Origin of the sequence: Listeria tempestatis, assembly GCF_963575625.1 — a bacterium.
Taxonomy (GTDB): domain Bacteria; phylum Bacillota; class Bacilli; order Lactobacillales; family Listeriaceae; genus Listeria; species Listeria tempestatis.
In genome coordinates this window covers 1-13,920 of the sequence record NZ_CAUYTK010000014.1, presented here as the reverse complement: position 1 = coordinate 13,920, position 13,920 = coordinate 1, and the positions used below count along the sequence as shown (strand labels likewise).

Here is a 13,920-nt window from a genome sequence, read left to right as displayed (position 1 = left end):
GGGTAAGCATGTTGAAATTTGACGAAGAAAAAGTATTAAAAAATATGGAGGGGGCGTTAAAATTACGTCCGCAAATTAATGAGGTTATTGATCATATCTTTAACCGAGGTTTTCGTAACATATGTTGGTTAGGAATTGGTGGTACTTATGCATCAGCTATGCAAGCGGTTGTGCATATGAAAGAGAAGACGGAGCTTGAAGTGTTTTATGAGAATGCTGCGGTATTTTTAACGACTGGGAATAAGCGAGTGACGAAAGATACGTTCGTTGTCATTTCATCAGTAACAGGGAGTACGGAAGAAGTGGTTCGGGCGGTTAAGAAATGTAAAGAAATCGGAGCTACAGTTCTCGGTTTTATTGATAAAAAAGAGGCTGAACTTGCGTCTCTTGTCGATTATTTAATTACGTATCCGCTAAATGAACAGCTTAAGTTTTTCATGGTAGCAGACCGATTCATGTATTTAGCAGGTGAGTTTGAAGAATATGAAGAGTTTTATAATGAAATGGATCAACATTTTGCAAAAGGTATTGTTGAAATCGAAAAATCCGCCGATGCATTTGGAAAGGAATTCGCCGAAAAACATCACCGCGATGACATTCATTATTTTGTTGGTGCTGGGAATCAGTGGGGCGCAACGTATTCCTATGCTATGTGTTACTGGGAAGAGCAACACTGGATTAAAACGAAGTCAATTGAGGCACACGAATTTTTCCATGGCATGTTTGAAATCGTCGAGCGTGATACACCTGTTACGGTTTATGTGACCGAAGATAGTCAGCGTTCTTTAAGTGAACGTGTGGCAAATTTCATTCCACAAATTTGTGGAAACTATACGATTATTGATGCGAAGAAATATGCGATGCCTGGCATATCAGAGAAGTTCAGAGGCACCTTATCGCCGTTCATTTTACATGCAGTAAATAACCGAATTGATGTGCATATTGAACGCTTAAATCGCCATCCAATGGAAATCAGACGATATTATCGTCAACTAGATTATTAAAAGGCGGTTTTGAAAATGACAGCAATTTTTGTTTGTACGCACGGAAGTGCCGCAAAAGAACTCATTCGTTCCGCAGAAATGATTTGTGGCACACAGGAAAATATACGCTCGGTTTCATTTGAAGTAGGTGAAACGCCTGAAAATTTGAAAGAGAAAATTCTAAAAGAAGTTGACCAATTAGATGTGGAAAAAGGCATCTTATTCCTCACTGACTTAAAAGGAGGAACACCTTTTAACGTTCTTCTCACCATGCTTCAAAATTTTAAGCAGACAGAACTCGTGACGGGCGTAAGTATCCCGCTACTACTCGAAGTTTTTTTAAGTCGTGAGAACACACCTTTAAATGAACTAGCAAAACAAGCAGCAAAAGCAGGCGCGGCAGGTATTTACCAGTATACCGCACCAGCTGAACAAATAGAGGAAGATTTTTAGAGGTCGGGATTATTTCCCAACCTCTTTTTCTAATGCATGAGATAATTTTTTGAGTAAAGCGCTCATTTCATTTTGCTCATCCGCAGTTAAAACCTCTTTCGCCGCTCCGTTTAAATCGCTAAAGAAAATCCGGATTTTATGTGCAACACGTTCACCGTCCTTCGTAAGATAAATACATTTTTGCCGTTCGTTGTTCAAAGGGATTTCTCGGCGAATAAGCCCTTTTGATTCGAGGCTTTTCAAAATATTCGTCACCGTAGCATCTTGTGCCCCCAAGTAATTGGAAAGCCCTTTTTGAATTGTGCCTGGGTTTGCAAAAATATAATTTATACTCCTAGCCTGCTTCGGATTAAGCGAAATCCCCTTTAGCTTTTGAGTAATATATTGTTGTTGCAACAAATTCAATTCATGGATTTGCTCCAATACACTGTCCTCATCTAATCGCATGATAGCCCTCCCTTTTTTTATTTTATGGTAACATAATTGTTTTTCATTTAATAGTTTAATTTACAACATTTTAATTGACATGATTTAAATGAAGTTGTATTATATAGTTGTAATTACAACTGTTTAATATTAAAGAAAGCGAGAGGGTTTACATGTCACTAACAGATGGCCAAATTCAAGCGACGATGGAAGAACTAAATTTATGCTTAGTAGAGTCGGGCTTGGAAGTGGAACAAATCGCGCAAGATTTAAATACCAATCCTAAAAAAATAAACCAGATTTTGTCACTTCGTAAATGTTCAATGGAAGATCCGTGGATTTTAAAAGAATATTTAAATGAAAAAATTAAAGAGCTCGGTGGCACACCCATCCAGTTTTCGTCACTATCAGGCGATTATCATCAGCACTGGTTCTTAAATTCACGAAAAATCGAAAAAAAGCAATTAAGTAAAGGAAGGTTATGGGGTGGAAAATTATGAGCATTATATTGATTACAGGTGGTAACGCAGGGCTAGGCTTTGAGTCTGCTAGACGATTGAAGGAAGTAGGACATACAGTTTATATTGGCTCAAGAGATAGCTCAAAAGGTGAAATAGCAGCAGAACAATTGGATGTATATACTGTTCAAATGGATGTGACAGATAAAGAATCTGTTGAAAATGCTGTGAAGGTAATTCAAGAAAAGGAAGGCTATTTAGATGTCTTAATTAACAATGCAGGTATCTCAGGAGGGTTCTTTTCCCCGGGAGAAACAACGGCTTCTGAAATGCGGCGTGTGTATGAAACGAATGTATTTGGCGTTGTACAAGTAACCCAAGAATTTTTACCGCTATTAAAAAAATCAAATCAACCAGTCATCGTGAATGTAAGTAGTGGACTTGGTTCGTTTGGCATGGTGACAAATAAGGACGCAATCGAGTCAACCGTAAATTCACTTGCATATTCTTCATCAAAAGCGGCTGTATCGATGTTAACACTACAATATTCAAAAGGCTTGCCAGCGAATTTTAAAGTGAACGCAGTTGATCCTGGACCTACTAAAACGGGTCTAACTGGTTTTGGAAATCAGACTGTAGAAGAAGGAACAGATGCCATTGTAGCTATGGCAACAATTGGACCAAATGGCCCAACAGGAACATTTGTGAATCGAAAAGGTAAGATTCTCTGGTAAATACAAACAATAAGAACTTATGACTTAAAGTGGGATAAGACTTATATTAAAAATCAGATTTTATTATTACTTCAATACCTTTGTAAACAATGCTAAATGAAGAAGCTTATACAAAAAATCAAGCAATCCTACCATTCTTTTAATGAGATTTGCTTGAATTAGGATATAATATGTTTCGCTTTGTTTTCTTACAAATTTAAAGCAGCAAGCCAACTGGCTTGCTGCTTTTTTAGTTTATTTTTTACGATACAACTCAACGATTTCTTTCGCTAAATCCTTAAAAGTGATCGCATTCATTAAGTGGTCTTGAGCATGAACGAGAAGTAAAGATACTTCCGTTTTCTCACCACGAGCTTCACCTTGGATTAAGGCAGTTTGAGAATGATGGGCTTCTAGTAAAGCGTCTTCAGCAAGTTTAATTTGCTCATCTGCTTTATCAAAATCGCCTTTTTTAGCGGCATCAATTGCGAGCATTGCATCGCTTTTGGCGTTACCACCAAAAACAATTAAGCCCATAATCGTTTGTTCTAGGTTTTCAGAATTCATGTTTAACACGTCCTTAAAAGAGTAGAGTTCAAGTTGCTATTATTTTGCTTCAGCAGCCTCAGCTTCTTTTTCGCGTTTAAGCTCTTGAACTTGAGCCATTTTCGCGAATGGAAGGTAGATAATAACAGCGACAGCCAAGTTGACCGCGGCTAAAATACCACCTGATAAGCTTTGAGTTGCTAGGGCACCACCGATAATTGGTGGAGTAGTCCAAGGTGTAATAACAGTTGCAGCTGGAACAAGACCAAGTACTGTAGCAAAGTAAGCAATTGTTACAAGAATCATTGGTGTTAAGATGTAAGGGATAAAGAAGATTGGGTTTAATACAATCGGTAAACCAAACATCATTGGTTCATTAATCATGAACACACCAGGTGCAGCGGATAATTTAGATACAGTCATATACGCTTTGTGTTTACGTGCTACTAAGAAAATCGCAATGATAAGACCTAAAGTAGCACCAGTACCACCTAAGTTTACAAAAGAATCAAAGAAAGGTTTGTTAACAATATAAGGAATCTTGTCGCCAGCTTCTAAAGCTTTTACGTTAGCTTCAATTGCTGGAACGTTAATTGTTTGCATGAATGGATCGATAATGTTTGCACCATGCAAACCAAAGAACCATAAGAATGAAGAAATAAATGCTAATAGTAAAGCAACTGGTAACGAGTTAGCAAGCCCCATGAATGGTTCTTGAACTAATTTGTAGAATTCGCCAACTAAATCTGCAACACCTGCAGCTTGGAAGAAGGCAGTGATTAGAGCGAAAATTGAAACCGTAATCATAGAAGGGAACAATGCAGCAAATGAACGAGCAACTGCTGGTGGAACCCCTTCAGGCATTTTAATAATAAGTTTTGAATTACCGCTTAAACGAGTGAAAATTTCAGTTGAGATTAAAGATATAATAAGTGCTAAGAATAAACCAGCAGATCCGAGACCAGCAACGCTTCCTGCGCCGTCAGTAACAGTAACGAATCCAGCTCCAATTGCAAAGAAAGAAGCAACAGATACAACACCAGAAGATAAAGCATCTTTATCGTAAGATTTAGCAAGGTTGTAAGCTACTGTAAAAGCAATTAGTAGTGCTAAAATAGCGAAAGTACCGGCCCAAATGTTACCACCGAAAGCTTGCCATTTTCCTTCCCCAAAAATGTTATTCATCATTGGAATGTAACCTGGGATAGGTAAGTTGTTAATTAGTACGGCGAACGAACCGAGAATCATTAGTGGCATTGTAGCGATGAAGCCATCACGTACTGCTACTAAATGACGTTGCGCACCGATTTTAGCTGCGTATGGAATAAAATGTTTTTCCATAAATGCAATAAAACCATTCATTTAAAAAATCTCCTTTTTTGTGGTTTCTTGTTAAAGAACCATTAATTTATAGTAAAGGTTATCCCTTTGCTAACAAAAATTATTTCATTAAATCTTTAGCTTGCTCTAAAACTTTATCGCCTTTCATCATTCCGTAATCAACGCTATTGATAACGCCTAGTGGAATGCCTTTTGGCTCTAGTTTTTTCTTCATGTTTCCTTCTAAGAAACGAACTTGAGGTCCGAGAAGTAAAACATCAATTTCATCTAAATGTTTATCTGCTTCAGCTTCTGCAACTGCGAAGATTTTCGCCTCCATTCCTTCCGCCTCTGCTGCTTTTTCCATTTTTGTTACAAGTAAGCTAGTTGACATACCAGCGGAGCATACTAACATAATTGTTTTCATTATAAACCCTCCTAAAGGTTAATTCTTATAGTTATTATATATGCAAATTCCGTGCCAACTTTTTGTTTTCTGAAACCGCTACATAATAACGTTTTCATTCTGTGGAAATGTGTACACAATGTGTGCTATGTGTGTAATTTTTACACAGTAAACCTCCTTTACAGAATCTTTATACCCTAATCACGAGCTTTAACACTGTCTTTATACAATTACTGATAGGATTAGGATAGAAAAAGGAGTTGAGAGAAATGAGCGTTGTTATTGGTGTCCTAGGCGTTCTAGCCCTTATATTGATGGCCTATTTATTTTATATTTTATTTCGAGGTGAGAACTTATGAGTCAAGTTTTATTAAAAAATGTCATTTTTATCATCGTTTTAATTGGCTTGGCAATTCCACTCGGACGCTATATGTATGCGGTTTTAGATGGCCGTCATACTTTTTTATCACGCATTTTACAACCAGTAGAGAGATTGCTATATAAAGGGATGGGCGGAAATAGTACGGCGGATATGTCTCCGAAAAAATACGCCATTTCAGTCCTGTTATTTAGTGGAATTGGATTTGTTTTTTTAATGCTGATTTTAATGCTACAAGGATGGTTGCCGCTAAATCCAGAAAATAGACAGGGGTTGTCAATTGGGCTCGCGTTTAATACGGCGGCAAGTTTTGTATCAAATACGAACTGGCAAGCTTATTCAGGGGAAACTCAATTGTCCTATTTTTCGCAGATGCTTGGACTTACCGTGCAAAATTTTGTATCGGCAGCAACGGGTATTGCTGTTTTATTTGCCGTAATTCGTGGCTTTATTTTAAAAAAGAAACATACTATAGGAAACTTTTGGCAAGACTTAACGCGTATTACGCTTTATGTGTTGTTGCCACTTTCGCTTGTGCTTTCGCTTATTTTAGTATCTGGCGGTGTGGCGCAAAGCTTGGCAGGTTATAGCGTTCAAACGACGCTTCAAGACGGGGCGAATCAAATTGTTCCACTTGGGCCTGCGGCGAGTCAAATTGCAATTAAGCAGCTAGGAACAAATGGGGGCGGTTTTTTTGGAACTAATTCGGCATTTCCGTTTGAAAATCCGACGGCGATTACGAATTTTTTTGAGATGCTTGCCATTTTAATTATCCCAGCAGCACTTGTTTTTATGTTTGGTTATGCGGTTAAAGAGCGGGGACAAGGAAAAACCCTATTTTTAACCATGTTAATTGTCTTTATTGTAGCTCTTGTGGGTATTACAACGGCAGAATATCAAACGGTTCCGCATTATGCGGGTGTGGATGTGAGTGCTGGGAACATGGAAGGGAAGGAAACAAGGTTTGGTGTTTCAGACTCAGCTTTGTTTGCGACTTCAACGACTGCTGCTTCAAATGGCTCTGTGAACGCGATGCATGATAGTTTAACGCCGCTTGGTGGCTTTGTCCCGCTGTTTTTAATGCAGCTTGGAGAAGTGATTTTTGGCGGTGTGGGTAGTGGTCTTTACGGGATGATTGCGTTTGTTATTTTAACAGTATTTATAGCAGGGCTTATGGTCGGACGTACACCCGAATATTTAGGAAAGAAAATTGAACCTTATGATATGAAAATGGTCTGTTTGATTATTTTAGGTCCGCCATTACTCACTCTATTTGGGACAATGTTTGCGGTGATGACGCCTAGCGCGGAGAGCTTTTTGACAAATGGCGGGGCGCATGGCTTTTCAGAAATTTTATATGCATTTACTTCAATGGGAAATAATAATGGGAGTGCGTTTGGTGGCTTTGCCGCTGATACGACCTTTACGAATTTTGTGGGCGGAACAATCATGCTCATTGTGCGCTTCTTGCCGCTTGTCGCTGCGCTGTTTTTAGCTGCAAATTTGGCGAAGAAAAAGCCTGTTGCAGCAAGCAGTGGCACATTAAAAACGGATACAGGTTTGTTTGTCGGACTTTTAATTGGTGTTATTTTCCTAGTCGGCGCTTTAAGTTTCTTGCCAAGTTTAGCGCTTGGACCAATTGCCGACTTTTTCACTAACAAATAGGGGTGAGTAAAAATGAAACAAGAAGTGAATCAAAAAAATGTTTATATGGATGCGACAAAGCAGTCATTTGTTAAGCTCGCACCTAAAATACAGCTTAAAAATCCGGTTATGTTTGTTGTTTATCTTGGCGCTGTTTTAACAACAGTCTTATATGTTTTAACCTTTATAAATATTGCGGATGAGGCGCGTTGGTATACTTTTGTAATTGCGATTGTACTCTGGTTTACGGTGTTGTTTGCAAATTTTGCGGAAGCAATAGCGGAGGGACGTGGCCGCGCACAGGCTAATAGTTTACGGAGTGCTAGGAAGGATGTTAAGACGAGGAAGTTGAAATCGGCTGATAATCACGAGGATTTTATGGAAGTTTTATCCAATACGTTGAAAAAAGGCGATGTGGTTATTGTTGAAGCTGGTGAACAAATTCCGATGGATGGGGAAGTGATTTTTGGTGCGGCGTCGGTAGATGAGAGTGCGATTACTGGGGAATCTGCACCGGTAATTCGGGAATCTGGCGGCGATAGAAGTGCAGTTACGGGCGGTACAACACTAGTTTCTGATTCGCTTGTCATTGAAATAACGACGGAGGCGGGTGAGAGTTTTTTAGATAAAATGATTGCAATGGTTGAGGGTGCGGCGCGTAAAAAGACTCCAAATGAAATTGCGCTACAAATTTTACTTGTAACGCTAACGATTATTTTTCTAGCTGTTTCGGTTACTTTACTGCCGTTCTCGGATTTTTCTAGTCGATTAGCAGGAAATGGTACGGCTGTCTCGGTGACGAACATTGTGGCGCTTCTCGTTTGTCTTGCGCCAACGACAATTGGTGCGCTACTTTCATCAATTGGGATTGCTGGCATGAGTCGATTGAATAAGGCAAATGTTCTTGCGATGAGTGGACGCGCTATTGAAGCAGCTGGCGATGTGGATGTGCTTTTGCTTGATAAAACAGGAACGATTACACTTGGAAATCGTCGCGCAAGTGAATTTTTACCAGTAAATGGCGTAAGCGAGCGAGAACTTGCGGATGCCGCTCAACTTTCCTCACTTGCAGATGAAACAGCTGAAGGACGAAGCATTGTAATTTTGGCTAAAGAAAGATTTGACATTCGCGGGCGTGATTTTAGCGGGACGCAAGCAGAATTTATTCCATTTACTGCTAAAACGCGCATGAGTGGCATTGATTATGCGAATGATGCCATTCGAAAAGGGGCCGCAGATGCGGTTAAAAAATACGTGCAGGAAACGGGTGGTACCTACCCAGAAGAATGCGATGAACTTGTTGCGCGTGTGGCGAATGTTGGCGGAACACCGCTTGTCGTCGTTAAAAACAAGCAAGTACTGGGCGTTATTTTCTTAAAAGACATCGTAAAAAACGGTGTCAAAGAGCGTTTTGTTGACCTTAGAAAAATGGGGATTAAAACGATTATGATTACAGGGGACAATCCGATGACGGCGGCCGCAATTGCAGCGGAAGCGGGGGTGGATGACTTCTTGGCGGAGGCGACACCGGAAGCGAAGCTCGATTTAATTCGGCGCTACCAACAAGACGGGCACCTCGTTGCTATGACGGGTGATGGCACAAATGATGCCCCGGCACTTGCGCAGGCCGATGTGGCGGTGGCGATGAATTCAGGAACGCAAGCGGCAAAAGAGGCGGGAAATATGGTGGACTTAGATTCGAGCCCGACAAAACTGATTGACATCGTTCGCATTGGCAAACAGCTTTTAATGACGCGTGGCGCACTTACAACCTTTAGTGTGGCGAACGACATTGCCAAATATTTTGCGATTATTCCCGTCCTATTTTTCGGCATTTATCCGGAGCTAGCGGCACTAAACGTAATGGACCTAACTAGCCCTAAAACGGCGATTTTATCCGCGATAATCTACAATGCACTCATCATTATTTTCTTAATCCCGCTTTCGCTTAAAGGCGTGAAATATACGGAGATGCCAGCGCAAAAATTACTTGGACGCAACCTTTTGATTTACGGGTTGGGCGGACTTGTAGCGCCATTTGTGGCAATTAAGTTGATTGATGTGATTTTAACGTTTGTTGGTATTTCATAGGAGGAGATGAAAATGAAATCACTTTTTAGACAAGCACTCGTTGTGTTTTCCGCCCTTACAATTGTTTGCGGCATTCTGTATCCAGCTGTTGTGACGCTCGTAGCCCAAGCTGCTTTTCAAAATAAGGCGAATGGCAGTATAATAGAAGGAAATAAAGGTTCAAAATTACTTGGTCAAAACTTTACCGAGGCGAAATACCTAATTGGTCGCCCTGACAGCGGTTCGCCCTCAAACTTAAATCCGGCTAGTTCGGAAGAGAAAAAATTAATTGCGGAGCGTGTGGATTTCTTCCATAAACTTGATCCTACGAATACGAAACAAATTCCGATTGATTTAGTCACAAGTTCTGCAAGTGGTGTAGATCCGAATATTTCGGTCAAAGCAGCAGAGTATCAGGTGGATAGAATTGCGAAAGTACGCGATATGTCGCCATCTGCTGTGCGAAAAATCATTCAAGATAATACGGTGAATCGTGCATTAGGTTTTATGGGGGAACCGGTTGTCAACGTGCTTAGTGTGAATTTGGAGCTTGATCAAAACTAAGAAATTTTAAAAATAAAAATAGAAAAAGAACTCGTTTTGTGTTAAAATGAAAAAGCAGAGAAGAATGAACGTCTAATTGCTAGATGGTCATACGTAAATAGTTCAGTCATCACCTTTTGTGGCTCTGCTTCGGGATATGTTAAGGCATGTCCCTTTTCGTTTTGAGTTGCAATAGATGCAAACGAAAATATTTATTTTCACTCATTTTGAGTTTGAATGAGGTGTCCGCCATGCAAAATGATAGACCAAATCCAGATGCGCTGTTACGTGAGGCGCGCGAAATGTCTTCAGGAAAACTGAAAATTTATTTTGGGTATGCAGCAGGCGTTGGTAAAACATTTGCAATGCTAAATGATGCCCGCGAAGAGCTAGGGCGCGGTGTCGCTGTCGTTGCCGGTTATATTGAGCCGCATAATCGCAAGGAGACCATGCGACTTTTAGACGGCGTGCCTGCTATTCCTAAAAAAACAGTGACGTATAAAAATATGGATTTGGAAGAATTCGATGTAGATGCTATCCTTTCCAGAAATCCGGATATTGTTTTGGTTGATGAACTCGCTCACACGAATGCACCTGGCTCACGCAATAAAAAGCGCTATCAAGACGTGCAGGAACTACTTGATGCTGGCATTGATGTGTACACGACAGTAAACGTCCAACACATTGAAAGCTTAAATGACATTGTGGAAAACATTACGCAAATTGCGGTTAAAGAAACGATTCCCGATCAGTTTTTTGACCAAGCGGACTTTGTTAAATTGATTGATATTGAACCAGATGAGCTGTTGAAGCGGTTTAGCGAAGGGAAAATTTATGAAGCGGAACGCGCCGCGCTTGCGATGAACAAGTTTTTTACAAAAGAGAATTTGAAGTTGCTCCGGGAAATTGCGATGCGCAAAGTGGCTGACCGCATTAGTTTCGAGAACGAGCAGACGATTCCGTTTGCGGAGAAGCGTGCGAGTATGAAAATGCTTGTCTGTATTAATGCTTCTAGGTCATCGCAAAAACTAATTCGCTGGACGGCGCGGGCGGCAGAGGCATTCCATGCGAGCTGGACAGCGCTTTATGTCGATGATGGTGATACGGAAAGTTTGCCATTTGCTGAAAAAAAGATGTTGCAGGAGAATATTGCGCTTGCAGAAAAACTCGGTGCGGATACGGTTACGATAAACGGTCACAATTTGGGCGAAACTATCGCCGAATACGCCAAGCTTTCGGGTGTGACAAATATCGTTCTTGGGAAGGCGAAACGTAAATCTTTTCTTTTTGGGAAATTAGGGACCGATTTGGAAGATGAACTCATTGATTTGCTACAAGCAATTGAAATCCATATCATTCCAAGCGGCCGCAAAGAAAAATCAAAACCACATGCTTGGACATTTAAACATATTTTAACGTGGGGTGACATGGCAAAAATGTTCGCCGCCCTCATTTTGGCCACCTTAATTTCAGTTGGTCTGTCTGAACTTGGAATTGGCGATCAAAATATCATCATGGTCTTCATTTTATCCGTACTCGTTATTTCCCGAATAACATCTGGCTATCTATACGGAATTATTGGGTCACTTCTTGCTGTACTTATGTTTAACTTCTTCTTTATGACGCCACTATATACGTTCAATACCGTTCAAGCTGGCTATCCAGTCACTTACGGCATCATGCTTCTTGTCGCCCTAATTACAAGCGCGCTCACGGTTCGGGTGAAAAAAATTGCCAAGCAGGCTGTTGTTCGGGAACGGCGAACGGAGATTTTGTACGAGTTGAATCGAAAACTGCTCGTCACCCGCCAACTAGATGGTATTTTAGAGCTCGTCACCACCTATCTTGTGCGCCTGCTCGGTCGCTCGGTCATTCTGTACGCGGAAGACCCAAAGGAAAACGGAACGGGGACTTTTTTACAAGAAGAAGGAGAAGCTGGAGCTGTGAAAATGCTTTCTGATGACGAGCGCGCAGTCGTCCACTGGGTCTTTAGAAGTGGCAAAGAGGCAGGACAGGCTACGGACACGCTTTCAGGAGCTGCAGGCTTTTATTTGCCCGTTATTTCTGGTGGAAAAATTTTAGGTGTCATTGGGATTTTTTGCGACCCTGAAAAAGAAGTGCTCTCACAGGATAATCGATTGTTCTTGCGGATGGTCAGTTCACAAGTGGCCACTTCGCTTGAACGGCAGAAGCTCTCAGACGAACAACGTGAAATCCTAATTGAAGCAGAAAAAGAACAGATGCGAAGTAATTTGCTGCGCGCCATCTCGCATGATTTGCGCACGCCGCTCACTGGCATTCTGGGTGCCAGCTCGGCGCTACTTGAAAACAAATTGGATGAAAAAACGCGCGCCAAGCTCGTCCTAGATATTAAAGAAGACTCCGAATGGCTTATTCGAATGGTCGAAAATTTGCTTTCTGTGACACGGATAAATGAAGGGACGCTCACGGTAAACGCCGATTTGGAAGCACCTGAAGAAGTGGTGAGTGCAGCGGTAAGGCGAATTCGTAGCCGATTTTCAAACAGGAGCATCACCGTTCGGGTGCCAGACGAAGTCGTGCTCATCCCAATGGACGGTACTTTAATTGAACAAGTTTTAATAAACTTAATGGAAAATGCGCTTAAGCACGGCGGAGCGAATGCGCAAGTTTGGGTGAACGTGATTTTGGCTGCTGATGAGGTCGTGTTTACGGTGAAAGATGATGGTGTTGGCATCCCGAAAGAGCGCTTTAGCCAACTGTTTCAAAATTTCGGCGTGGAGGAGCGCGACCGCGTGGATATGACGCGCGGTCTCGGAATTGGACTGTCCATCTGTATGTCGATTATAAGAGCGCACGGTGGTAAAATGGAAGTGGCAGAAAATCCCGGCGGAGGGGCCTTATTCCGCTTTACGTTACCGTTAGGAGGAAAATCGGATGCAAAATGAGAAGCTCATTTTAATTATTGAAGATGAACCCGGCATCAGTCATTTTATGAATGCCATCTTAAGCGCCAGCGACTATAAAACGCTTGAGGCGCGTACAGGAAAAGAAGGTCTAAGCATGGCGGCTTCGCGCGCTCCAGATTTAATTTTACTTGATTTAGGACTGCCAGATATGGACGGACTTTCTTTGTTAAAAACCGTTCGTTCCTGGTCTGACCTACCTGTAATTGTTGTGTCGGCACGACTTCATGAGCGCGAAAAAGTTGAAGCCCTAGACCTTGGTGCGGACGACTATATTACAAAGCCATTCGGCACATCTGAACTTCTAGCCCGAATTCGAACAGCCCTAAGACACAGCGCGCATAAAACGCCACACGAGGCTTCTGGCATCATCCAAATCGGCGACCTCCAAATTGATGCCGACAAGCGCCTCGTTACCGTGTCTCGCGAAGTTATTCACCTCACCCCAATTGAATATAAAATCCTCCAAATGCTCGCCCAGCACGCCGGGAAAGTTTTAACACACGACTTTCTAATCCGCGAAATCTGGGGCCCGTACGCCAATGAAAACCAAACACTACGGGTCAATTTAAGCAACATCCGCCGCAAAATCGAACAAAACCCAGCTGAACCTCGCTACATTTTAACAGAAGTCGGCGTCGGCTACCGGATGGTGGAGGAGTGACGATTTAAAATGCCATATGGTTCAAGCCGCACTTGAATTGTATGGTGTTTTTTTATTATATAAATTTTTACAATATTTTACGATTTGATATGCGAAACTTTAGAATGACCCAAATCATCCGGTCAGAAATAACGAAGATATCAAAAAACAAGGATAAATTCTAAAAGCTTGAAAGTTTTCTCGACTAATTGGTACTGAGGATGAAAAATTACGTTTCTTGTTAGCTTTATAAATCTCAAGCATAGTCAAATTGGAAGCAAAGTATTGAATGCGAACAACAAGAAAGCGTTTTATAACTTGGATTGAAATGATAGCAAATCTTTTAAGCGCAACATTTATTTAAGATAAAAGTATACACTGAATTAGATTT

14 protein-coding genes are annotated in these 13,920 nt (G+C 41.2%); 10 read left to right on the top strand and 4 right to left on the bottom strand.

The features are described from left to right. The first annotated feature begins 8 nt into the window (after positions 1–8). Positions 9–1,004 (top strand): SIS domain-containing protein, encoded by a 996-nt coding sequence (locus R8923_RS12760; protein ID WP_485873138.1) that lies wholly within the window; start codon positions 9–11, stop codon positions 1,002–1,004. 15 nt (positions 1,005–1,019) lie between these two features. Further along, on the top strand, positions 1,020–1,436 hold the full coding sequence (locus R8923_RS12755) for a PTS sugar transporter subunit IIA (protein WP_485873137.1): 417 nt from the start codon (positions 1,020–1,022) through the stop codon (positions 1,434–1,436). Positions 1,437–1,445: 9 nt separating this feature from the next. Here the strand turns inward: R8923_RS12755 and R8923_RS12750 are convergent, their stop codons facing one another. Next, positions 1,446–1,883, bottom strand: a complete 438-nt coding sequence (locus R8923_RS12750; protein ID WP_485873136.1) for a MarR family winged helix-turn-helix transcriptional regulator — start codon at positions 1,881–1,883, stop codon at positions 1,446–1,448. Positions 1,884–2,035: 152 nt separating this feature from the next. Between R8923_RS12750 and R8923_RS12745 the strand changes: the two genes are divergently transcribed. Both R8923_RS12745 and R8923_RS12740 read left to right on the top strand, forming a co-directional pair. Continuing rightward, positions 2,036–2,362 carry a DUF2316 family protein gene (locus tag R8923_RS12745; RefSeq protein WP_485873135.1) on the top strand — a complete coding sequence of 109 codons (327 nt, stop codon included), beginning with the start codon at positions 2,036–2,038 and terminating at the stop codon, positions 2,360–2,362. Beyond that, positions 2,356–3,054, top strand: coding sequence for an SDR family NAD(P)-dependent oxidoreductase (locus R8923_RS12740; protein ID WP_485873184.1), 699 nt, complete (start codon positions 2,356–2,358; stop codon positions 3,052–3,054). Before R8923_RS12745 ends, R8923_RS12740 begins: the two co-directional genes overlap by 7 nt. A 234-nt stretch (positions 3,055–3,288) precedes the next feature. Here the strand turns inward: R8923_RS12740 and R8923_RS12735 are convergent, their stop codons facing one another. From R8923_RS12735 to R8923_RS12725, 3 genes are all read right to left on the bottom strand, one after another. Next, positions 3,289–3,600, bottom strand: a complete 312-nt coding sequence (locus R8923_RS12735; RefSeq protein ID WP_485873134.1) for a PTS lactose/cellobiose transporter subunit IIA — start codon at positions 3,598–3,600, stop codon at positions 3,289–3,291. 39 nt (positions 3,601–3,639) lie between these two features. Next, positions 3,640–4,941, bottom strand: coding sequence for a PTS sugar transporter subunit IIC (locus tag R8923_RS12730; RefSeq protein WP_485873133.1), 1,302 nt, complete (start codon positions 4,939–4,941; stop codon positions 3,640–3,642). A 79-nt stretch (positions 4,942–5,020) separates the two neighbouring features. After that, positions 5,021–5,326, bottom strand: coding sequence for a PTS sugar transporter subunit IIB (locus tag R8923_RS12725; RefSeq protein ID WP_007543657.1), 306 nt, complete (start codon positions 5,324–5,326; stop codon positions 5,021–5,023). A gap of 248 nt (positions 5,327–5,574) precedes the next feature. Between R8923_RS12725 and R8923_RS12720 the strand changes: the two genes are divergently transcribed. The 6 genes from R8923_RS12720 to R8923_RS12695 all read left to right on the top strand — a co-directional run bounded on the left by R8923_RS12720 (position 5,575) and on the right by R8923_RS12695 (position 13,550). Continuing rightward, complete coding sequence (locus tag R8923_RS12720) at positions 5,575–5,664, top strand: potassium-transporting ATPase subunit F (RefSeq protein WP_485873132.1); 90 nt, start codon at positions 5,575–5,577, stop codon at positions 5,662–5,664. Continuing rightward, complete coding sequence (gene kdpA, locus R8923_RS12715) at positions 5,661–7,349, top strand: potassium-transporting ATPase subunit KdpA (protein WP_485873131.1); 1,689 nt, start codon at positions 5,661–5,663, stop codon at positions 7,347–7,349. The genes R8923_RS12720 and kdpA overlap by 4 nt, the downstream gene beginning before the upstream one ends. 45 nt (positions 7,350–7,394) lie before the next feature. Continuing rightward, positions 7,395–9,419: a potassium-transporting ATPase subunit KdpB gene (gene kdpB, locus R8923_RS12710; protein ID WP_485873183.1), complete on the top strand. Its 2,025-nt coding sequence runs from the start codon at positions 7,395–7,397 to the stop codon at positions 9,417–9,419. 6 nt (positions 9,420–9,425) lie between these two features. Beyond that, positions 9,426–9,962 carry a potassium-transporting ATPase subunit KdpC gene (gene kdpC / locus R8923_RS12705; RefSeq protein WP_485873130.1) on the top strand — a complete coding sequence of 179 codons (537 nt, stop codon included), beginning with the start codon at positions 9,426–9,428 and terminating at the stop codon, positions 9,960–9,962. A 230-nt stretch (positions 9,963–10,192) separates the two neighbouring features. Continuing rightward, a complete protein-coding gene (locus R8923_RS12700) occupies positions 10,193–12,868 on the top strand; it encodes an ATP-binding protein (protein ID WP_485873129.1) in 2,676 nt (891 codons plus the stop codon). Further along, a complete protein-coding gene (locus R8923_RS12695) occupies positions 12,858–13,550 on the top strand; it encodes a response regulator (RefSeq protein ID WP_485873128.1) in 693 nt (230 codons plus the stop codon). Before R8923_RS12700 ends, R8923_RS12695 begins: the two co-directional genes overlap by 11 nt. Positions 13,551–13,920 lie beyond the last annotated feature (370 nt).

Bases quoted from the DNA above. Each gene is read 5' to 3' on its own strand.
- R8923_RS12760 (WP_485873138.1), top strand. From the start codon at position 9: ATGTTGAAATTTGACGAAGAAAAAGTATTAAAAAATATGGAGGGGGCG.
- R8923_RS12755 (WP_485873137.1), top strand. From the start codon at position 1,020: ATGACAGCAATTTTTGTTTGTACGCACGGAAGTGCCGCAAAAGAACTC.
- R8923_RS12750 (WP_485873136.1), bottom strand. From the start codon at position 1,883: ATGCGATTAGATGAGGACAGTGTATTGGAGCAAATCCATGAATTGAAT.
- R8923_RS12745 (WP_485873135.1), top strand. From the start codon at position 2,036: ATGTCACTAACAGATGGCCAAATTCAAGCGACGATGGAAGAACTAAAT.
- R8923_RS12735 (WP_485873134.1), bottom strand. From the start codon at position 3,600: ATGAATTCTGAAAACCTAGAACAAACGATTATGGGCTTAATTGTTTTT.
- R8923_RS12730 (WP_485873133.1), bottom strand. From the start codon at position 4,941: ATGAATGGTTTTATTGCATTTATGGAAAAACATTTTATTCCATACGCA.
- R8923_RS12725 (WP_007543657.1), bottom strand. From the start codon at position 5,326: ATGAAAACAATTATGTTAGTATGCTCCGCTGGTATGTCAACTAGCTTA.
- R8923_RS12720 (WP_485873132.1), top strand. From the start codon at position 5,575: ATGAGCGTTGTTATTGGTGTCCTAGGCGTTCTAGCCCTTATATTGATG.
- kdpA (WP_485873131.1), top strand. From the start codon at position 5,661: ATGAGTCAAGTTTTATTAAAAAATGTCATTTTTATCATCGTTTTAATT.
- kdpB (WP_485873183.1), top strand. From the start codon at position 7,395: ATGGATGCGACAAAGCAGTCATTTGTTAAGCTCGCACCTAAAATACAG.
- kdpC (WP_485873130.1), top strand. From the start codon at position 9,426: ATGAAAATGAAATCACTTTTTAGACAAGCACTCGTTGTGTTTTCCGCC.
- R8923_RS12700 (WP_485873129.1), top strand. From the start codon at position 10,193: ATGCAAAATGATAGACCAAATCCAGATGCGCTGTTACGTGAGGCGCGC.
- R8923_RS12695 (WP_485873128.1), top strand. From the start codon at position 12,858: ATGCAAAATGAGAAGCTCATTTTAATTATTGAAGATGAACCCGGCATC.